Origin of the sequence: Mesonia aestuariivivens (assembly GCF_019311235.1) — a bacterium.
GTDB classification, from domain to species: domain Bacteria; phylum Bacteroidota; class Bacteroidia; order Flavobacteriales; family Flavobacteriaceae; genus Mesonia; species Mesonia aestuariivivens.
The window spans coordinates 19396-40344 of record NZ_JAHWDF010000002.1; the positions used below are offsets into that span (position 1 = coordinate 19396).

The 20949-nt window shown below is 31.6% G+C and carries 14 protein-coding genes; 9 read left to right on the forward strand and 5 right to left on the reverse strand.

What is annotated here, in order from left to right:
- Positions 1-3: 3 nt before the first annotated feature.
- The 3 genes from KW502_RS01775 (at position 4) to KW502_RS01785 (ending at position 4735) form a co-directional block, all read left to right on the forward strand.
- The gene (locus KW502_RS01775; protein WP_219038817.1) at positions 4-825 is read left to right on the forward strand and encodes a lysophospholipid acyltransferase family protein; all 822 of its coding nucleotides are present in this window, start codon (positions 4-6) and stop codon (positions 823-825) included.
- A 153-nt stretch (positions 826-978) separates the two neighbouring features.
- On the forward strand, positions 979-1896 hold the full coding sequence (locus tag KW502_RS01780; RefSeq protein WP_219038818.1) for a serine hydrolase: 918 nt from the start codon (positions 979-981) through the stop codon (positions 1894-1896).
- Between the two features lie 22 nt (positions 1897-1918).
- Complete coding sequence (locus tag KW502_RS01785) at positions 1919-4735, forward strand: Npt1/Npt2 family nucleotide transporter (protein WP_219038819.1); 2817 nt, start codon at positions 1919-1921, stop codon at positions 4733-4735.
- A gap of 10 nt (positions 4736-4745) precedes the next feature.
- Here the strand turns inward: KW502_RS01785 and KW502_RS01790 are convergent, their stop codons facing one another.
- The 4 genes from KW502_RS01790 to KW502_RS01805 form a co-directional block, all read right to left on the reverse strand.
- A complete protein-coding gene (locus KW502_RS01790; RefSeq protein WP_219038820.1) occupies positions 4746-6023 on the reverse strand; it encodes a serine hydrolase in 1278 nt (425 codons plus the stop codon).
- A 2-nt stretch (positions 6024-6025) separates the two neighbouring features.
- Complete coding sequence (locus KW502_RS01795) at positions 6026-8938, reverse strand: PEP/pyruvate-binding domain-containing protein (RefSeq protein ID WP_219038821.1); 2913 nt, start codon at positions 8936-8938, stop codon at positions 6026-6028.
- A 100-nt stretch (positions 8939-9038) separates the two neighbouring features.
- Complete coding sequence (locus KW502_RS01800; RefSeq protein ID WP_219038822.1) at positions 9039-9656, reverse strand: DUF8845 family protein; 618 nt, start codon at positions 9654-9656, stop codon at positions 9039-9041.
- Positions 9657-9660: 4 nt separating this feature from the next.
- Entirely contained in the window at positions 9661-10155 is a 495-nt protein-coding gene (locus KW502_RS01805; protein WP_219038823.1) for an RNA polymerase sigma factor, read from the reverse strand.
- Between the two features lie 126 nt (positions 10156-10281).
- Between KW502_RS01805 and KW502_RS01810 the strand changes: the two genes are divergently transcribed.
- A complete protein-coding gene (locus KW502_RS01810) occupies positions 10282-11583 on the forward strand; it encodes an NAD(P)/FAD-dependent oxidoreductase (RefSeq protein ID WP_219038824.1) in 1302 nt (433 codons plus the stop codon).
- A gap of 1 nt (position 11584) precedes the next feature.
- Here the strand turns inward: KW502_RS01810 and KW502_RS01815 are convergent, their stop codons facing one another.
- Entirely contained in the window at positions 11585-11773 is a 189-nt protein-coding gene (locus KW502_RS01815) for a hypothetical protein (RefSeq protein WP_219038825.1), read from the reverse strand.
- A 312-nt stretch (positions 11774-12085) separates the two neighbouring features.
- Here KW502_RS01815 and KW502_RS01820 point away from each other — a divergent pair, with 312 nt between their 5' ends.
- The 5 genes from KW502_RS01820 (at position 12086) to KW502_RS01840 (ending at position 20939) form a co-directional block, all read left to right on the forward strand.
- Positions 12086-14746, forward strand: a complete 2661-nt coding sequence (locus KW502_RS01820; protein WP_219038826.1) for a TonB-dependent receptor — start codon at positions 12086-12088, stop codon at positions 14744-14746.
- A 10-nt stretch (positions 14747-14756) separates the two neighbouring features.
- Entirely contained in the window at positions 14757-16085 is a 1329-nt protein-coding gene (locus tag KW502_RS01825; RefSeq protein ID WP_219038827.1) for a DUF4876 domain-containing protein, read from the forward strand.
- Entirely contained in the window at positions 16086-17678 is a 1593-nt protein-coding gene (locus KW502_RS01830) for a DUF6850 family outer membrane beta-barrel protein (protein WP_219038828.1), read from the forward strand.
- A gap of 2 nt (positions 17679-17680) precedes the next feature.
- Positions 17681-18817, forward strand: coding sequence for a cytochrome-c peroxidase (locus KW502_RS01835; RefSeq protein WP_255553943.1), 1137 nt, complete (start codon positions 17681-17683; stop codon positions 18815-18817).
- A 370-nt stretch (positions 18818-19187) separates the two neighbouring features.
- Positions 19188-20939 (forward strand): hypothetical protein, encoded by a 1752-nt coding sequence (locus KW502_RS01840; RefSeq protein ID WP_219038830.1) that lies wholly within the window; start codon positions 19188-19190, stop codon positions 20937-20939.
- The last annotated feature ends 10 nt before the right edge of the window (positions 20940-20949 follow it).

A 20949-nucleotide genomic window follows, 5' to 3' on the forward strand; every position in this document is an offset into this window, starting at 1 on the left:
AAAATGGGAATATTAAAAAAGAATCCATTCGGACATATTCTTTTAGTAAAAAAGTGGATCATTAGAATTTTGGGAGCTATGACGCATAGGCGCTACCGAAGTTTTAATAACTTAACTATTGAGGGATCTGAAATTATTAAAGATCTCCCCGATAATAATGTTCTTTTTGTATCTAACCACCAAACCTACTTTGCTGATGTAGTAGCCATGTTTCATGTATTTAATGCAAGCTTGAGTGGTAGAGTAGATAGTATAAAAAATGTAGGTTACCTCTGGAATCCTAAATTAAATATTTATTACATAGCTGCTAAAGAAACCATGAAAGCTGGTTTATTAGCAAGAATTCTAGCCTATGCGGGAAGTATATCTATAGAACGAACTTGGCGCGCCAAGGGGCAAGAAGTGAATCGCCAAGTAAAAATGAGTGATATTACAAATATAGGTAAAGCTTTAGATGACGGCTGGGTAATTACTTTTCCACAAGGAACAACACGTCCATGGAAACCTATAAGAAAAGGAACTGCACATATTATTAAACAATACAAGCCTATTGTCGTTCCTATTGTTATTGATGGTTTTAGAAGGTCTTTTGATCGAAAAGGCATTCGTATTAAAAAACGAGGAATTCTACAATCTATGGTAATTAAAGAACCTTTAGAGATAGATTACGAAAATGAAAGTTACGATGAAATAATTTCAAAAATAGAATATGCTATTGAGCAACACCCTTCTTTTCTAAAAGTGATTTCTGAGAAAGAATTAAAAATTCAAGAAGAATTAAACGAAATGAGAAGATGGAGCTATAAAGAAGACTCAGATAGTTAGTAATTGTTAAAATTTATAGATTTTAACATATAAAATATTAATTGGCACGAGACTTGATTTGTATTTTGTAGAATGTTAAAAACTGATTTTAAGTTAATTATGATTGGTTTTTGATTAAATTTGAATCAAGTAAATTAAAATTAAATTTTATATATGTTAAAAAAAATCAGCCTTAGTTTCTTAAATATTTTTATGCTAACAGCTTTATGTGCAAATGCACAGCAGAGTTTACCTGTTGCTAATTTAGCTGAAATCACACCACTTACAGAAATAGCTAATGATCCTCTTCAGGTTTTATTAGAAGATGAAGTGATGAAGAACCCTACATGGAGGCGGTTAATAAAAAATAAAAAAATGTCTATTGGTATTGTAGATCTTAATGATGTGAATAATGCACATTATGCAGGTGTCAATAGTAATGAAATGATGTATGCTGCGAGTTTACCTAAAATAGCAATTTTATTAGCTTCTATGGATGCTATTGAAAAATGTGAATTAGTAGAAACACCAGAAGTGACTAGAGATCTAAATTTAATGATTAATAGATCTGATAACCATGCTTCTACACGAATGATTGACCGTCTAGGTTACGATAAAATAGCAAGTGTATTAAAAAGCCCAGAGTATAAATTATATGATGAGCTAAACGGAGGTGGTCTTTGGGTAGGTAAAAGATATGCTGCTGGTGGAGCAAGAAATCCAGATCCTATTAAAGGATTAAGCCATGCCGCTACTGTTCAACAAGTATGTAGATTTTACTATAAAATGATTACAGGTAATTTAGTTTCTCCAGAAAAATCTAAAAATATGTTAGATATTATGGAAGACTCTCACTTGCACCACAAGTTTGTAAATACTTTAGATAGGATTGCTCCTAATGCCAGAGTATTTAGAAAATCTGGTTCTTGGAGAAATTATCATGCAGATTCTGCTTTAGTTTGGGGTAAAGATGGTAGAAAATACATTGTTGTAGCTTTAATTGAAGACCCTAACGGAGAACAAATTATAAGAGATTTAATAGTTCCTGTTGAAAACATAATTAAAAAATCACGTTCTTTGGAAACTACTTAATAAGTGTAGTTGAACCAAAAGAATGCTAAGAAAATTTATACAGAGAACATTTGAAATTAGAAGCGGAGAATTAGGCGTTTCTCTTTTAATGCAACTCTACATATTCTTAATAATTACAACGCTATTAATTGTAAAGCCTACAATTAATGCGTTGTTTTTATCTAAATTAACTTCTCAGAGTTTACCTTACGCTTTTCTTATGGTAGCCTTGGTAGCTGTGGGAAGTTCTTTTTTTTATAACAAAGCACTAAAAAGATTTTCTCTACTTAGAATAATTACCGCAACCTTAATTATTTCTAGTTTGGTATTTATCTCGCTTAAGGTATTACTTAGCTTACAGTATTTTTCTACTTGGTTACTTTATTTCTATTATGTTTGGGTAGCTATTTATGCAGTATTAGCAACTTCACAATTTTGGGTGCTAGCAAATTTGGTTTATAATATTAGAGAAGCCAAACGTTTATTTGGTTTTATTGGTGCTGGTGCTATATCTGGAGGCATTCTGGGAGGTTACTTAACCAATCTTTTAGCCCCTGTTATAGGTAACGATAGTTTAATGATTATTGCTGCACTAATTATGTTTGCGTGCATACCATTACTTCATGTTATTTGGAGAAAAAGAGTTAAAAACTTAGGTGTGTTTAGGCAGCAACAGCGTACTTATGCTTCTAAAGAGCCTTCATTTAAACTTATTTTAAAGTCTAAACACTTAACCTATATTGCAGGAATTATTGGAGTAGGTGTAATCGTTGCAAAGCTGGTCGATTATCAGTTTAGCGATATGGCTTCTAAAGCTATTTCTAATTCAGATGACTTAGCTTCATTTTTTGGATTTTGGTTTTCTACCTTTAATGTCACTTCATTAGTGATACAGTTATTTCTTACCCGTAAAATTGTGGGAGTTTGGGGAGTGGCCTCTACACTATTAATTCTTCCATTAGGAATTGGTTTAGCAGTAATTTTGTTTATTGTATTTCCAGAGCTATGGGCTGTGGTTTTAATAAAAGCAGTCGATGGTAGTTTTAAGCAATCTATTAATAAAGCCGCTTCAGAATTATTAGTATTGCCCGTGCCTACAGAGGTGAAAAATAAAACAAAATCTTTTATAGATGTTGTAGTAGATAGTGTAGCTACAGGTATTGCTGGTTGTTTACTAATTTTTGTTGTGAAAGCTTTAGATTTTGAAGCCTACCAAGTTTCCATATTAATTTTAATTCTATTAAGTGTTTGGTTATTTTTTATTTTTAAAGTGAGAACTACCTATTTTGAATCTTTTAGAGAAAATTTAATCAGTTTTACAGCCAAAAAAACGAAAAGGAAGAAAAAGACATCTAAAAGTGTTTCTACTAACGCAACGATTATTAAAGTTATAGAAAACGGAGAAGAAAGCGAAATATTATTTATGCTGAATAAGATAAGTAATGTCTCTGATAAGCGCTTAAAAAACCTTATAATTAAACTCTTAACGCATCCTTCTAATGAGGTGAAAAGTGCAGCTATATCTAATTTATATTTATTAGATAAAGGAACGGCTATAGAAAAAGTAAAAAATTTAATTCATCAAAAAAATGATGAGGTAGTATTAGCAGCTATGCGTTACTTACTTACGCATACAGCTATTAATGACACGGAATTATTTGATCAATATTTAAGCCACAATGATCCTTATATATCATCAGCAGCGCTTTTATGCTTGGCTATAGAATCAAGAGATAACAAGAAATTAGCTCAGCGTTACAAGTTAAATTTAAGAATTGTAAAACAGATAGAAAATATTAACCTACCTAGTGCTACCCACCGTATTGAAGAAACAATAGAGTTAATTCAAACCATTGGTTATGCAGAAAACTCTAGGTTTTACTCTTACATAACAGCTCATTTTAACAATAAACATGACGAGGTAATTAGAGCAGCTATAAAAGCGGCAGGAATAAGTTCTAGCCCATTGTTTTTACCAACGTTGTTAGATTTTCTTCAGCATAAAAAATTTAGAGAAGATGCAACAAAAGCGTTAAAAAATTATGGTCATGCAATTATAAAAGAATTAATTTTTAAATTGAATTACGATCAGATTCACGAGAATTCTAAACAATTTATTCCCGAAATTATAGGTGCTTTTGGCGGACAAAAAGCTGTAAATGCTTTATTTAAACTTTTAAGAAATAAAGATTTAATTGTGCGCTTAGAATCTGCAAAAATTTTACATCAATTAAAATCTACTTCTCCTTATTTAAAGTTTAGCAAGCGTGATGTAGTAAAGCATATATTACAAGAATGTAAGTTGTACCATCGTACTTTATCTGCCATGCAAATACAAAAGCAGATTTTTTCTAAGTACGAAGAAATACTAACTAATGATAAAGATGTAGAAGAATTTTCTGCCAGAAATAGTTTAATAGATTTATTAGAACGAAGATTAGATCATGGTTTAGAACAAATTTTTACATTGTTAGGTCTTAGGTACCAGCAAAAAGATATTGAAATTGCTTACCAAGGTATTTTGAGTGAGAAACAAGAAATTAGAGCAAACGCCATAGAGTTTTTAGATAACTTATTACAAGCAAATCTAAAACAAACACTTTTACCGTTAGTTGAAAATACTATCATCGCTTCAGAAGGAGAAAGTAAAAATTTAGTGGCTCCTACAGAAAAAAAATGTTTTGAAATGTTGTTGAAAGCAAAAGATCAAAAAATAAAATTAGCAGTTTTATACTTAATTGCACAATTAAATAATGTAAATAATGAGTATCTGCCCTTAGTTGAGCCTTTAACAAAACATCAGAACAAAAAAATAAGCACGTTTGCAATAAACGCGCTTAGTAATTTAAAGGGTAAATAAAATATTGTTGTTATGAAGTAGGCTCTTCATTTTGAGCATTTATAACTTGGTCTATTTTAGAGGCCAAAACCATATGATCCCAAGCGGAATTTTTTCTGAGAACATTAGTCATTAAACATACCATGTATTTTACGCCATTGGGGTGTTCAACAATAGCTACAGAATTCATGTAATTATATACATTTCCTGCATATTCACCACAAGTCTTTCCATTAGAACGATCACAAGAATATAAAGAACCAGATTTAAAATAAACCGCTGCGTCTCTAATTTCTTTAGCATATGCATATCTAATACGTCTATCGGTCATATACATTAACCTTTTAATTTCAAGACTAGAAAAACTATCTATCACTTTTCCTTTTTCTAATTGTACTAAATATTTCATTAATCCTAACGGTGTACCTATGCTTCCGCCAATATCACCTACATATTTATTAGCACCAGAAGTAAAGAAACTTCCCAAACGCCATTCATCTTTGCTAATACCTATTTTGCGTAAAGGTTCATTAACGATTTTATTGGCAAGTAGCGTTAATTCTTTTTTAGATGTATTTTTAAAATATTCATCTGCATCTTCTTCAGTAATATATTCATATTCATCTTGAAAAGCAGCCATAAGTAAAGCTTCACGCCATACTACACTTGCAGCTCCATTATTACTAACAGACATCATGTGGTCTACCCATTCGTAAAGTGTAAACACATCATCTGATTTAACTTTTCTTTTTACTAATCTATCGGTCTCTATGTTATAATCCGGAATGGTATGATGGTCATATAAAGCCCAAGCGCCGGCTCTTACTTTTTTAGTCTTTAATAATGATTTTCTTGCTTCCCAAGATTGCGGACAAATATTATACAATTGAGTAAATATTGCAGTTACCACAGTAAGCTTGCCTACACTACCTGGTTGATAACCTATAGTTTCTTTGTGAGCGGCATATTTTAAGTGATTAGGGTCACTCATGTCTAAAACTGTTAATGAATAGTTACCTGAAGGAATAACTTTTTTTATTTTATTAGAAAACTCTTTATCTTCTTTTAAAATAGAGTTAATCGAATCATTAACGGTGGTAAGTTGTAGATTAATACAGTTTAATGGAAGTAAGGCTCCACTGGGTAGATTGATAGTTTGAGTAGTATCATTTTTAATTCTTTCTAATCTTAATAATCTTGTAATACCTGTAGACTCATAACCATCTATAGGGTAAAAACTCATCAGAACGAAAGAGCTGATGAGTAAAGTTAAACTAAGAATTGTATATTTTTTGTTGGGTAGTTTCATAATTAGATAGCGAGTTTATGTTGTAATTGAATTGTTTTTTGAGCATTAACTTTTGGAGAAATAGATTGTAAATATGTTGAGCTTTTTGCATTTTTATTTTCTACAAAAGGACGTATTTGAAATAACCATAATTTATTATTCTGAAAACCTAGCTCCACATCATAAGGGCCGGTGTTAGAAGCTTCTGTTTTTTCAGGTAAGGTTTTTCTAATATTTTGGGCTAATGCTTTTATTTCATCTTTATTAGCCTGATTTAAAATAGAAGAATTGAAAGCAGTAGATTTTTTAGTTAAGCCACCAGTTTCTGGCAAACGGTTATAAAAAGGTTCTCTTGCTGGTGATAGTAACATATCTTCACCATTAAAATCTAGCAACCAAGACTCAGCAGATTGCCCATCTACCGCACCACCAGCGCCTCTGCTAAAAGCAACCGTTAAATCTTCAGCATTGTTATTGCTAATACCTTTGGTGATCATTACTCCGCTATAATCTACATCTACAGATGGAATAATTAATATAGAAGGAAATACATTTTCAGGATTATTTAAATACTGTTGGCGCCATTTAAAACTACGCTCTGTATAAGGCGAAGCCCAAACTTCTTTAATTCCATTTAAAATTTTACCTCGTTCTCTTACATTAAAAACAGTAAGGTTAAGACCTGCTCCCGTAAAACTACCTAAATCTTCCATGTTGGTATCGCTTCTTAAAAATACGGGCGTGCCACCAATTGAAGTTTCGAAGTTATTCTGAAAGCCACGTTCTAAATTGTTTATAAATTCAGGTTTTAGCGATATGTTTTTTATAGCATCACACAGTAAACTCAATCGGTCTAGTTGGCAATTTTGCACTTCACTTTCAGGAATATGATGTGAGCGCATTTCTTCTGCTTCAGCAAAGGTAGAGGTTAAATATTCCCAATACGAACCTTTTTGTTTTGGCATTGGTAAATTCATATGTTCTCTAAAAATACCAAAAGGTACTACTACACCATTCACAACGTTATCAGGAAACATACTTTTTAACTGACCCAAATTAGCAGCTTTTGGTCCGCAAATTTTACCAGAACTACTTGCATCTACTTCGGTTAAATTTAATACCGTTTTTTGACGAAGATTAATTTTTTCTATAGGTACGCTTATTTTATTTTCATTTCGTTTTTTGTCTTTACTAAACAATTCTTTTTCCTCAGAAGTCATCTCATTTTCTTCTTTCATGATAATGGTTCCTTGGTCAGATACTGCGTAAAAAATATGCTCCCCATCGTATTTTTTTAAATCTTCCAGATTTTGAGCACTCAAAACCGCATTGGGTATTCCTAAATTTCTGGCTAGCAATTGCACGTGAGAAACTAAATTTCCTTCAGCCACGGTGGCAATGCCTGCTACTGGCTTTAAGTCTGAAGGTGGACTTTGAAATACATATATATTCTCAGGAGAAACTTCTAATTTTTCTGAGTTATTTTCTACTACAATAAGTTTTCCGAAAGCGTAGCCAGGATTTAATCCTCTAAAACTACTTGTATGGTTAAGGTTTAGAATTTGATTAGAAAGTTGAGATTCTTTTCTAATAAAATCTCCCAATTCGCTAACTGTTTCTCCTAACCTTAAAGCTAAAGAAGAACGTACACGATCATCGATAAATCCTTTTGCTTTAGACTCAAAGCCATTATATTTTTCTACAACATCTCCGTAAATAGCTTTTACCATCGAGGTGCTCCATTCTACTTGACTTCTAGCTAAGCTTAATTTTTTGTTTAATTGTTCAATTGTAATTTTATCTAAATGCTGAGGTTGTAATAAATGGTCTACTTGGTTCCACTCCCACCATTCTACATTTCCAGCACTTGCAGAGGCTAAACTGAGCGCGTAAATTTTATCTAATTGCTCGAGTAGGGAAGAAGGTTGCCAGTCTGGAGCAGTTTTAAAAATAATTTCTTCTAGTTTTAAAGAAATGTCTAAAGCAGTAAGCTGGTCTGAGGTGCTTTGCACGTAAGGAAGTTCAGTTCTTATTTCGCACATTAAATTTGCTGCTTCTTCAATTAAATTTTGAGGACTAATAGAATCTTTCTCTTGGTTGCCTAATTTTTCTAATTGATTTCTTAAAAAACTGTTTTCTGGAAATTTTTTGGCTTTTTGTAAAAAGTAATTTAAATCTGTTGGTGCATAAAATTGTTTCATCACTCGAGTGAGAGAATCTAATTTTTGAAGTTCTTGTTTCGAAATATCACTCTTATTATTTTTAATAAAATCTTCAACTAACTGAATGTCGCTTTTATCGGGTTGCCCATGAATTTTAGTTCGAGCATCCATAAACTTTGAATTTTCTTCAGCAATAACTTTAGATAAACTTCTTATTTGTTGGGCTTCTTGATTGTCTCCGCTGTGTGGAATGTCTTTTAAACTTTGACGAATTAAAAAGTAATTTTCTTCTATTCTTGTATTACTTAGCAATAACCAATTGAAAAAATCGATTCCCCATTCTTGTTCATCTTCCGATTGTACAGAACCTCTATAATATTGAGCTTTTTCCATAATCCAACCATTATCTACACTTTCTAAGTATTTATTAAGTTGGTATTGCTTGAGTCTGGAATGTTCATTATTCGCATCCCAAAAATCACCTTTATCAGTATAGGCTAAAATATCTGCAAAGAATAAATGATTTTGCTGCTGTAATTTTATGGTAAGCGGTTTGTAGCTTGCATGCTGAATGCCGCCAATTCTATCGGGACAAGGGTCTTTGGAATCTCGCTGTGTGCCATCATCACAAAACCATTCAATCTTTAAATACGGACCTCGATGAAGATCTTTGTATTCTTGAACGATTTTTTTTATCTCTGGGTTAGAAACTTCCTGTGAAAAAACAGGAAATACGGTAAGTACAATAAAGAAGAGTAAAAATTTAAATTTCATAGGTTAGTTTTGGTAGTGGATAATTTACATCCTAAAACACAAAACTAACCATAGAGACTGTTAAAACACTCTTAAGTAAATGTTTGAGTACTTATAAAGTTTAGATTTCTAATCGTTTAATTTCTTTGTAATTCTTTTTAAGCTTTCTTAAAAGAATACCGTAAAGTAGGGTGTAGATTCCCCATAAAATACCAATAAAAATAATTGTTACAATTAAACCTATTGCTATAGCTTTATTCCAATTGATACTAGTTCTTAAGCCTTCAAATTTATTACTATAAAGAAGCGTAAAAATAAAAGCAATAAAAAATGTAATTCCTGAAGATGTTAAAACATAAATAATATAGTATTTAACTATTTTTCTAGTTTTTAAAATATTTTTCATTAATGCTGAAGCACTATCTGTAGTATTAATAGCTCTATATCTTTTGTAGAACATGAAGATAAAAAAACCTAAAACTATATAATCAATAATATACATAATTATGTTAGCGGTTTTTAAATGTATATCTTCTATAATTTCCCAAAACCTTTGATCAGCTGTAAAAAAGTTAAGCAATACACCCAAAATTAATTCGGCAATGCTAATTAAGAAAATCCATTTTACAATTGAAGAAGATTTCTTTAGTAAAAGAGGGTAAATTTCTTTAGCTTTTATATGCGGAAGGTGAGCATCTTGCTTCTTCCAGTCTTTTTTTAATAAATCTAATTCATCCATGGGCTTACGGATTTAAAATACTTTTTAGTTTCTTTTTAATTCTATTCATCTTCACTCTTGCATTCACTTCTGTAATACCTAGCGTATCAGAGATTTCAGTATAATTTTTATCTTCTAAGTACAGAAACACCAAAGCTTTATCAATATCATTCAATTGTTTAATGGCAGCATACATAACAGAGAGTTGTTTTTCTTCCGTATCATCATATTCTTGTGCTTTAATTTTGAAAGCTACATTTTCAAACTCTTGAGTTTTTACACTTCGTTTAGATTTTCTATATAAAGTAATGGCTGTATTTAATGCAACACGATACATCCAAGTACTAAATTTAGCATCACCTCTAAATTTGGGATAAGCTTTCCATAATTGTATGGTAATTTCTTGGAATAAGTCATTATGCGCATCTTGATCATTAGTATAAAGCCTACAAATTTTATGCACAATATTCTGGTTCTCTTCCAGCAATTGCACAAAAATATGTTCAGTTTTTTTACTCAAGACACGATGGTTTTTATTATAAGTATACAAGTTTACTTATTTGTTACAATTTTTATAGAAATTATAACTATGCTAACATAATAATTGTTTAGCACACCTTAATTTTGTTTTCAAAATATACCTACTATGAATATTCCATCTTCAAAATTACCAACAATTGCAATTATAGGTGGGGGATTTGCCGGCATGAATTTGGCAAAGAAACTCATTAAACTTCAAAAATTTCAAGTTGTTTTAATTGATAAAAGGAATTACCACACTTTTCAACCTCTATTATATCAAGTTTCCACCTCTAGTTTAGAAGCAGATTCTATAGCCTATCCTTTAAGGAAAGTGATTACAAAAAAGAAAAATGCATTTTTTAGACTTGCAGATGTAACTTCTATCGATGCAGAACATCATACTATTTTTTCTGATATAGGTGAATTGGTTTATGACTATTTAGTAATTGCTACCGGATCTAAAACTAATTTCTTTGGTAATGAAAGTGTCGAAGAAAATTCGATGTGGATGAAGACGATTCCGCAAGCTTTAAATATTAGAAGTTTGATTCTTGAAAATTTAGAACAGGCAGCCATCACTCAAGATAAAAAAGCAAGAAAAAGATTATTAAATTTTGTGATAGCTGGTGCCGGGCCTACAGGTGTAGAGCTAAGCGGAGCTATTGCAGAGGTTAGAAACAATATTATTCCTAGAGATTATCCAGATGTAGATATTTCTGAAATGAGAATTCACCTTCTTGAAGGACTAGATCGAGTTTTACCTCCCATGTCTGAAAAAGCATCTGAAAAGGCTGAGAAATTTTTAAAGAATTTAGGAGTAGAGGTTCATCTAAATACAATGGTAAAAGATTATGATGGGCAATTGGTAAAAACGAATACCGAATTAGATTTTGAAACCGAAACTTTTATTTGGAGTGCAGGAGTTACCGGTTCACCCGTTAAAGGTTTAAATGCATCTGCAATTGTAGATAAAGCAAATAGATACCAAGTAAATGTATTTAATCAAATTGAAGGTTACGAAAATATTTTTGCTATTGGTGATATTGCACTTATGCAAAGTGAGAATTATCCCAAAGGGCATCCTATGGTTGCTCAACCTGCAATTCAGCAAGGAAAGCACCTTGCTAAAAATTTAGAAAGAATTTTAAAAAAACAACAGCTAGAGCCATTTAATTATTTTGATAAAGGTACCATGGCAACTATAGGTAGAAATAAAGCTGTGGTAGATTTAAATAAATCTACTTTTGGTGGCTTTTTTGCTTGGTTTATCTGGATGTTTGTACACCTTTGGTTTTTAGTTGGGTTTAGAAATAGAATTATTACTTTTTTCAACTGGACCTATAACTACATCAATTTTGATAGAGCCTCAAGGTTAATTATAAGACCTTTTAAATTACATAAAGTAAAGCTAGAAGATAAAGAATAGTCTACTTATTACTTTCCATATTAACTCCAATAGGATTAAAAAAAGAAAAAGCAAAGGTGAAAATACCTAAAACTATTAAAATATAGGCTTTATAATTTTCGAAAACATTTAGGTTTTCAAAGTTTAAATAAGAAATCCCTATTGCCAAAAAAACAATAGCAATTATCGATATAATTTTTATTTTTTTCATGGCAATAGGTTTTGAGTTAGTGTATTTATAAAAATAATACTTTTTATTTTATAATTTAAAATTGTATTAAATTTTTTACGTAAAAATTTAGAAGTTAGTGCTTTATAGAGATATTATTTTGATTTATAAAATTTCAAATAAACTTTAAAGCATACTATTTTATTTTAATCATAAGATTTTACGAATAATCAGCTTTTTATTTTTTAATAGCTTACTTCTTTTTAAATTATTTAGATTTATTACAAATAAATATATTTTTTATTTGTAATAAATCTAAATAAGTATATATTTGCAGCCGCAAAACCCCAACTCATGCGATTTATTATTATTGTTCTATTACTTTGCAGTTGTTCTTCGTACGGACAAAAATTATTTACTGGTCAAGTAATAAGTGATGAAAATAATCAAGTTTTAGAAGGCGTGGTTGTTACAGAAACTAAAAGTAATTCATGGACAATTACAAATACAAAAGGATATTTTTCAATAAAAATTACTGATCTTAAAAATTTTGAATTGAATTTTAAGATTTTAGGTAAAAAAGAAGAAGAATTAACTTACGAAGATATCGAAGATTTAGATAGTATTGTAACAATTCGACTAAAAGATGAGAACATTAAGTTAGATGATGTTACCGTCACCGCAGTACCTAAAAGAAGCAAAGTAGGTTCTGCTTTGGTTTTAGACGATTACGCCGTTAATCAACTCCAATCGTTTAGTTTATCTGATATTTTACAGCAATTACCAGGGCAAAAAATACAACCCCCTGATTTTACAAAAACAAAAATTCTTAATTTAAGAACAGCAGGAGTTAGTAACACTAATGCTTTTGGAATTGCGTATATGATTGATGGTCTGCAAATTTCTAATGATGAAAATATGCAAACTTATGACGGGGGCAGCAATAATGGGCTAACTAGTTTAGATAATCCTTCTAATGGATTAGATCTAAACACCATACCGGCTTCTAATATTGAAAAAATAGAAGTAATAGCCGGAATACCGGATGCGGAATATGGTAATTTAACCACAGGCTTAATTAAAATAGATAGAAAAGCAGGGCTAAGTCCTTATCGTGTGCGGGCTAGTTTGCGACAAGGGACTACTCAGGTAAGTTTAGATAAAGGGTATAATCTAGGACAGAAAGCAGGGAATTTAAGTTTTTCTATTAATTATCTAAATGCTAATAATAATCCTACCGATCAATTGAATAACTATGATCGGTTAACGGCCTCTGCAATTTGGACAGTAAATTCTAAAGATAAAAAATTACGCAATTCTTTTTCTTTAAATTTTCACGATAACCTAAATGATGTTTCGTACGATAAAGAGAATGAATCAGGAAAAAGAGAAGCTAAATTTAAAAAAGATAAAGGAATTCGACTCAGTAACCGTTTGTTTTGGAATGCGAATACAGCTATAGTCGATAATATTGAATTTAATACTGGATTTTCTTATGCTAAACAACATTCTTACAAACAATTTTTTATAAATAACGGAGGGCAGGTAATTCCTACAGCGATGGAAACCAATTTGTATACTGGTAATTATACTCCTGTTTCTTACTTGTCTGTAAAAGAAGTTTTTGGTCAACCGCTAAATTTAAATACTAAAGTATCTATTAGGAAATCTTTTAGTAACAAAAGATTAAACCATAATTTATCAGTTGGTTTTAATTTTAGTTATAGCGACAATAAAGGAAGAGGACCAGGTTTTGATCCCGACGAAGCTTATTCTAATCTTACTATTGAAAATGGAGGTACTGGAGATGTAGGTTTTAGACCTACTTCGTATAGAAATTTAGTGACTCCACGGAAGAATTATGGGATTTATTTTCAAGATAATAGCACCTATACTTTTGCCAATGGGCACGATTTATTTGCAAATATCGGGGTACGCTATGATAATCAAAACGGATTCTCAAGTGTTAGCCCGCGTATAAATTTTGGTTACGAATTATCTAGAAAATGGAGTATACGAGGCGGTGTAGGTTTTGCTTCTAAAGCACCCTCACTTTCACAAATTTTCCCAAGCGATAAATACTACGATTATTTAATTCGAGATATCCGTACCAATGATTATGCCTTTAACTTAGTACAAACCTATAAAATAGCGATTGATAAATTAGATTTAGAACCTTCCAAAATTTGGAAGTATGAGCTAGGTACCAATTATAATGCTAATTTCGCTAATTTTAGTCTAACCGCTTATTATAATAGAACTTTTGATGGAATTGTTGGGGTTAAACAATTAGTGAATTTTGACTATCCTGAAGTCAAATTTACGTATCCAGAAGACAATTCAGCTCCAGATTATCAAGTAATGGACTATTCTAATCGGGTAGAAACCTATAGTTTACCACAAAATTCTCAAAAAACGATTGATGCCGGGTTAGAGTTTTTTGCAACCTTCAAGAAAATTGAAGCGATAAATACCTCGTTTAGTTTTTCTGGCAGATATGTATATACTGAAAATAACTCTTTTAACGAGTTTATCACGTCTAATTCAGACCAAGCAAATACCGATGTTCCTTATGGCGTTTTTAAAAGCTTTCCATCTAAATCAGATGATTTAAAATTTAGAGGAACAGCAAGTTACCATTTATCTGAATTAGGGTTATTAATTTCGCTAACGGCAGAACAGTTTACTCGAAAAACCACTTATGCTACAATAGAATCAATATATCCGTTTGCTTATATAAATGGGAATGGAGATCGTATTCCTATAATACAAGCGAATCGAGATAATCAAGAGTTTGAAGGTTTACTTCAAAACCCATCAAATTCACGTGATATAGTAAAACATCTTTATCACAATTTTCATTTAAGACTTACAAAAGAATTTGAAAACAATTTAAGTCTGTCGATGTATGTTACCAACTTTTTAAATCATCAACCAATGGTCAAAAACGGTAATAGTGAATTGATTGAAAATTCCTCCATAAGTTTTGGCGCACAAATTAATTATCAATTTTAATATATAGTTTATGAAAAAGTGTTATGTCTTAGGCTTAATAAGCCTACTATTTTTATCGTGTAGTGACGACGACAATTTCCTGTCGGTAGTTTCTCATCAAATTACAGTAGATCTTGGAGAAGATGAAGAAAATAAGCCAGCCGAAGAAGCTACAATTAGTTTAGAGAATATAGAAGATGGTAAAACATACACTAGTATTACAGATGCTTCAGGAAATGCAAGTATAGAAGTAGTTCCTGGTACCTATAACGTAAATGTCTCTAAAAAATTTACAGCTGAAGAATATAAAGCATTTTCAGGAAAAGAAACCAATAGTGAGATTATATTTAATGGTAGTTTATCTAATGTAAGTATTTCAGAAGCAAACACCACTACTGAAATTTCTTTAGTAACGGGGCAAATTGGAGATTTGGTATTTAAGCAAATTTATTTTTCAGGATCTGATGTAACAAGAGGAGCCATTTACCGCGATCAGTTTGTAGAAATACATAATAATTCTAACAAAACCATTTATTTAGATGGCTTGTATTTTGCTCAGGTAAAAGGACAAAATAGTATTAGTTCTACCATTAGAGATTATAACTTGCCTAATGGACAGTACGATTGGAGCCAATCTATTAACCAACAAGACCCAGAAAATGCGAACACTGCTTATGTATATGCCGAAGAAGTGCTTCAAATTCCAGGAAGTGGAGAAGAGTATCCATTACTATCAGGTAAAAGTGTTATTATAGCTGCCACTGCTATAAACCATAAATCTCCCTTAGGTGATGAGGTAGATGGTGTAGAAGATCCATCATTAACGGTAGATTTAAGTCAGGCACCTTTCGAGGCCTATTACCAAGATTATTTTGCTTCAAGTGGTTCAAATGGTCTTAGTTCTGATATCGATAATCCAAATTCAACAAATTTGAATATCCTCTTTAAAACCTTTAAGGGTAAAGATTTAATATTAGATGCCAATGGTCGTGAAGCTTTAGTAATCTTTAGAACAACAGAAGAGCAATACCAAGCAATTAATACCGTACCATTACCATCAATCAACGATGATAATTTTAGTGATGATACATCAACATATATGCAAGTACCTGTACAATATGTTTTAGACGGAGTTGAATTACAAAATACAAATACAGCTAAGCCAAAACCACCAAGATTACCAAATAGTGTAGATGCAGGAGAAATTGCAACAATTAGCGGAAGATATTCCTCAGAATCTGTAATTCGTAAAGTACAATCTGAAAAAGATGGAAAAGTATTTTATCAAGATACGAATAATAGTAGCAACGATTTTGAAGTATCAAATAAACCAATTGTAGAAATTACAACTACTTTTTAAATGAAACGGTATCGTTTTTTACTTTTATGTATAGCAATATGTTGTGTAAATCTAGGAACGCTTAGCGCTCAAGAATTTACACCAGCAGGAAATACTTTTTTTACAGATATTATATCTGCTGAAAGAGTTAATCCATTTAATTACTTGTATTTACCAGTAAAAAACTATACTGAAACAGGATTGTTTTATACTGCTGAAGGAGGGGATTTTAAAGATACTAGAATCCCTTCCCAAATGCAGGATTTTGGATTACAAACCAATGGGATTTATCAAAATGAAAACGGAATTTTATTTTATGGAGATTTATCGATTACTAAATCATACTATAAAAACTTAAAATGGAACTTAAGTTATCAGCTTCCGGAAAACGGACTTATGGAAGATCCGCATTATTTTGGAGTCGCCAGACCCGGTAATTGGAGTAATCAAGATTACAATATTAATGGCGGAATTTTATTTCCTATAAATGATAAATGGAATGCTTTAGCTGAAGTAAATTACCATCTTTTCAATAAATATAGAAACGATAGAGATCCTCGTGATCAAATAACCTTTAACGAACTTGCATTTCATGCAGGGCTTAATTATCAAATTACTCCATCTCAATATGTAAGTTTACAGGGAAAATACGGAGCCACCGATATTACTAATAAAACTAATTTTACGGTAGGTAGTAACGATTCACCTAAAAATTATCAGCAAGCTGTTAAATGGTTAGTTGGTTATGGCTCGTTTAACAATCCGTTTTGGGAGTCTACTATGCGTAATTATCACCAGATAGGTGTTTCAGTTGGCTATACCCTTAAAAATGAAATTTATAATATAAATATAGATGTTAGCTATCTTCAAAAAAAACAAGACACTTATAAGAAGAATAACGTAGTTAATAAACATAACGAAAAAGAATTTTTTGCAGAATACGAGCCTAAAACATATTCTTTAGATGCTTTACTACTAAAAAAACAAAACGAAAATAGCCATTTAAAACTTCAGTTTTCAGGATTGCATACCAAAGCAGGTAACACACTTACAAATAAAGGAGGACAATCTTATTCAGCTTCGGTTACAGAAGCCAACTTGCTTTTTGGGTATTTAAAAACACAACAAGAAAAATCTATTACCGATCTAGGTTTAGGCCTAGGATTTACAAATTCTAAACAACAAGATGTTTTAGAACAATCTCGTTTAGAGTTTTCGTTTTTAAAGCCAAAAATTTATGCGATGAAGCGTTATAAAATAAGTCCTAATCTAGATTTTTTACCTAAAGTAAGTGGGCAAGTAAATATTTCTCTAAACCATCAATTTAATTACCCGAATGCCTCTTATTTCAATTCTATTGAAGATAAAGATTTTTTCGGTTTAACACAAAAGCTTTTTTATGAGGAAGTGACCCTTCCCAATAGTGAATTATTTTCAGCTTCAAATTGGCAAAGTACTATAGATTTAGGCGTAAACTTAAAATCAATTCAAAATCTAGATACCTATTTCAATATTTCAGGTACTTATAACCAAACGTTTAATCAGTTACAATATTTTGAAAAATCTACTCCAAATAGATGGATTTTTTCAGCGAGTTTAAAAGTATATTACTAAGCATGCGACATACGTTATTCAAAATTTTAATTTTCTCAATTATTTTAAGTTTTTTTGGTTTTAAAGCTTATCAAGAATTTAATATAGATCAGTTACGTGAGGTTTATAGTAGTGGAGACCCATCTACTTGGCCAGAACCTAGCTTAGATTCTACAATAAATAAAGCTGATTTTAAGGATATAGGAAGTTTACCTGACATTCAATTTCCAGCAGATAATCCGTATTCAGAAGCTAAAAAAGACTTAGGGAAAAGCTTGTTTTTCGATTCGCGTTTATCCTCTAGCGGGCAAATTGCTTGCGCCAGTTGTCATGATTCTGAATTAGGTTGGGGCGATGGAAAACGGCATAGCTATGGGCATTTAAGAAGAGAAGGTAGAAGAAATTCTATGACGATTTTAAATTCGGCTTATGCTGAAACTCTGTTTTGGGATGGTCGTGCTAGTTCGTTAGAAGATCAGGCGCAATTTCCTATTCAGGATACGCTAGAAATGAATTTTCATATAAAATTAGCTGCTGATAAAATTGCTAAAATTGAAGGCTACAAAGCTTTATTTGAAGCCGCCTTTGGAGATAAAACAGTTAGTAAGGAACGAATTCAAAAAGCAATTGCTACCTATGAGCGTACGATTGTAAGCGGGCGCACTCGTTTTGACCGATTTATAGATGGAGAAAGTAAACTGTTTACTGATCAGCAGGTATTAGGGATGCATTTATTTAGAACTAAAGCACGTTGTATCAACTGCCATAATACTGGTTATTTTTCAGATAATAAATTTCATAATACCGGTTTAACGTATTACGGGCGACCTTTTGAAGATTTAGGGCGTTATGAAGTTACTGGAAATAAAGAAGATGTGGGTAAATTTAAAACCTCAACACTACGCGAAATAAGCAGAACCGCACCTTATATGCATAATGGTTTGTTTCAAAATTTATTCGGGATTGTAAATTTATACAGCGCCGGAATGCCACAACCAAGACGAAAAGATCATCAAGTAAACGATACGTTATTTCCAACAACTTCTCCTTTACTGAAAAAATTACAGTTAACTAAAGAAGAAAAATATGCTTTAGTTGCATTTCTAAAAACCTTAGAATCTATAAATCATCGGGAAACCCCACCAGAGCTTCCCGAATAATAAATTATTATCTATTTTACGTTTGAAAAACTATCCAAAATCTTTAGTATAGTGTAGATTACTGTTGTTCTTTAAGAGATTTTTGTGAGGGAATAAAATCATTAAGTAATAGTAAGAAATGACTACCCCTTTTAGAATTGAACTACCTGAATTCCGTGGGTTATAATATCCCTTAAAAAGAGGATATCCATGCGTTTTTTAGCCTTTATCTTTGCATTAAGAAAGTTATTAAAACTATTATACCGACAAAAAAAGTTCCTATAAAACAGCTTTAGGGCAATTCCAAATACTTTTCGTTGGTTATTAAAAAAATAGGTAAAGGGAGTTCCTATACAACTTGAAAACTACTCCTCACTTAATTTTTTAATGTATGAAAACCTTGAAATTATTTAATGCGGTGATCGCTAAACCTTCAGTAGCAAATCCATATCTCTCTGATTTAGGTTTTGTAATTGAACCAGAAGCATTTTGGGCAAAAGATCAAATTATAGCCTATTATGCTCAGGAGCAATTAGACGGAAATCAGCTTAATAAAAGTTTTCATAAATCTTGGAAGAAGATAGCAGAAAGCTCAAGAGCTGATCTATTTATAGAACAAATTCAGCATTATTTATCTACTTACGGAACTAATTTTTCTTCAGAAGTATATATTCCTGACGAGGTACTTAATTTACCAGATGTAAAACTTACTTATAAAGTAATACAAGCATTTTCTAAACCTAAAATGATCCATAAATGTTTGTCATTATTACAATCGGGTATCGCTTTAAAAGAAGAAACGGTGGATGATGTACTTTCAATTTTAGTAGATGAATTAGACTATCAATTTACCGGTAAAGAAACAATCAAAAATAAGGAAGCATTGGTTAAAATTGCTGAAAACTATCAGGTATATCCAGAAAATCCTGTAGAATTTTTAAGGTATATTATTTATCGAACTACAGATACAACCTTACTTATAAAAAATAAAGAATTAGTAGAACTCATTAAAACAAGCTCTTACAACCCATCTGCTTCTTTTAAAAATTTTGGATTAGAGAAACTAGCCGAAATTTTTAATCGGTTTAAACCTTTGTTTTTGGCGTATAAAAATAGAGCGCCAAAAACGATTAATAAGATTAGTAAACTTTCAAAAAAACACCACAAACCTTTAGTCAATAATCCACTAAATGAAGTAACCCAGCAGTTGCTATCGCCTGCAAATTTACATTGGCTAGATAACGCGACACCTTTTACATTGTTTAAGGCATTAATTGCTTGTTATTCAAGAAAAGAAGGTCAAGACACGTTTGTTTACCGAATAAGAAACGGTAAATCTTGGGTGCAAAAAGACGCGGTAAGTTATGTGAATGCTAAGAATTATGCATTTTTAATGAAGTATTTACAAGGAAGATTCGACTTGTCTGAAAAAACCTTTTTTATTCCTGAAGATGTTAAATACGGAGTGCCTACTTCAGAAAAAATGTTTGTGGGTAATGTGCCGACAGGAACTCGTTTTTATGGTGACAAATTAGCCGTGGGTATTTATTGGGAAAATGCTTGGGGCGCACGAGATTTAGATTTATCGGGACTAAATATTGGTGGAAAAGTAGGTTGGAATTCTAGCTACAATCAATCTGAGGGTAGTTTAATGTATTCAGGAGATGTTACAGATGCCACTGAGGGCGCAATAGAATATTTGTATGCCCAGCAAGGTTTAACGGCGCCAACCTTAATTCAAAATAACGTGTACCAAGGAGAGACAAATGCAAGCTATAAAATTATAATAGGAAAAGGAGACGCTGTAGATAAAGATTATATGATGAATCCTAACAAGGTGATAACCGAGTTAAAAACCAATGCAGCACAACAGCAAACTGTTTTAGGAATGCTAATTCCTGAAGAAGAAAAACAATGTTTTGTGGTATTGAATTTTGGAGCGGGAACGTTAAAAGTTTCCGGGAACAGTGAAGTTAGCACGTTAGCCACACGAGCTTTAGTGCAGCAATGGACTAATCCACTTTCTCTAAACGAACTTTTAGTAGCATTGGGAGCAAAAAAAGTTGAAGAAAAAACGCAAGCCACTTTCGATCTTTCGCTAGAAAATTTAACGAAAGACCGATTAATGACAATTTTTAGCTAATCGAAAGACT

Coding starts and splice junctions, on each gene's coding strand:
- KW502_RS01790 (WP_219038820.1), bottom strand. CDS start 6,023: ATGAAACTACCCAACAAAAAATATACAATTCTTAGTTTAACTTTACTC.
- KW502_RS01830 (WP_219038828.1), top strand. CDS start 16,086: ATGAAACGGTATCGTTTTTTACTTTTATGTATAGCAATATGTTGTGTA.
- KW502_RS01810 (WP_219038824.1), top strand. CDS start 10,282: ATGAATATTCCATCTTCAAAATTACCAACAATTGCAATTATAGGTGGG.
- KW502_RS01825 (WP_219038827.1), top strand. CDS start 14,757: ATGAAAAAGTGTTATGTCTTAGGCTTAATAAGCCTACTATTTTTATCG.
- KW502_RS01835 (WP_255553943.1), top strand. CDS start 17,681: ATGCGACATACGTTATTCAAAATTTTAATTTTCTCAATTATTTTAAGT.
- KW502_RS01840 (WP_219038830.1), top strand. CDS start 19,188: ATGAAAACCTTGAAATTATTTAATGCGGTGATCGCTAAACCTTCAGTA.
- KW502_RS01780 (WP_219038818.1), top strand. CDS start 979: ATGTTAAAAAAAATCAGCCTTAGTTTCTTAAATATTTTTATGCTAACA.
- KW502_RS01820 (WP_219038826.1), top strand. CDS start 12,086: ATGCGATTTATTATTATTGTTCTATTACTTTGCAGTTGTTCTTCGTAC.
- KW502_RS01785 (WP_219038819.1), top strand. CDS start 1,919: ATGCTAAGAAAATTTATACAGAGAACATTTGAAATTAGAAGCGGAGAA.
- KW502_RS01775 (WP_219038817.1), top strand. CDS start 4: ATGGGAATATTAAAAAAGAATCCATTCGGACATATTCTTTTAGTAAAA.
- KW502_RS01800 (WP_219038822.1), bottom strand. CDS start 9,656: ATGGATGAATTAGATTTATTAAAAAAAGACTGGAAGAAGCAAGATGCT.
- KW502_RS01795 (WP_219038821.1), bottom strand. CDS start 8,938: ATGAAATTTAAATTTTTACTCTTCTTTATTGTACTTACCGTATTTCCT.
- KW502_RS01815 (WP_219038825.1), bottom strand. CDS start 11,773: ATGAAAAAAATAAAAATTATATCGATAATTGCTATTGTTTTTTTGGCA.